The organism is Haloferax sp. Atlit-109R, assembly GCF_003665865.1.
In the GTDB taxonomy this organism is placed as follows: Archaea; Halobacteriota; Halobacteria; order Halobacteriales; family Haloferacaceae; genus Haloferax; species Haloferax volcanii.
On record NZ_QPLO01000007.1, the window covers coordinates 1 to 642 of the forward strand.

Genomic DNA, 642 nt, shown 5'->3' on the forward strand with positions numbered 1-642 from the left:
GCTCCCGGTGATAATTCCGCGGGACGCCCCCACGATCCGGGAATCGGTCGCCATCCGGGCCCGGTCCGATCACCCGAGGCCGCGGATCATGGCGACGAGGAACGCGAGCAGCAGCAGCAGCGCGACGAAGAGCAGCAGCGCGGTGAGCTTGATCCCGAGCGCCGACCGCCGCGCGCACGGACTCCTCCCGCGCCCCTCTCCGGACTGCTGCGAGCCGATCGGCGCGTCCATGATCACGTCCCGTTCGGCCGGTCGGACGCGGGCCGCAGATCGGCGTCGAACGCGTTCGCCGGGGCCGAGACCGCCGTCGAGTTCTCCGCGCCGCTAGACTCGTTCGTCGACGGTTCGCCCGTCTCCGACGGTTCCGTTCCCGTTTCGCCCGGGCTCGACTCGCCGCTGTCCGCGGGCGCCGGGGCGTTACCGCCCGCGGTCGGTGCCGTTTCGGTCGGACTCGACGTGTTGCCGTCGGCGGGCGCCGAAGCGCCGTCACCCTCGGGCGCCGAGGCGTTGCCGTCGGTGGCCGGTCCCGTTTCGCTCGGGCTCGACGTGTTGCCCTCGGTCGGTGCCGAGACGTTGCCGTCTGCGGGCGCCGAGACGTTCTCACCGGCGGGATCCGAGACGTTGCCGTCGGTCGGTGCCGAG

1 protein-coding gene and 1 pseudogene are annotated in these 642 nt (G+C 72.9%); both read right to left on the reverse strand.

The window, feature by feature from the left end; genetic code table 11:
* Window positions 1-69 precede the first annotated feature (69 nt).
* Window positions 70-231 carry a hypothetical protein gene (locus DVK03_RS19880; RefSeq protein WP_158598861.1) on the reverse strand — a complete coding sequence of 54 codons (162 nt, stop codon included), beginning with the start codon at window positions 229-231 and terminating at the stop codon, window positions 70-72.
* Between the two features lie 2 nt (window positions 232-233).
* Window positions 234-642, reverse strand: a pseudogene (locus tag DVK03_RS20365) (hypothetical protein); the annotation flags it as partial.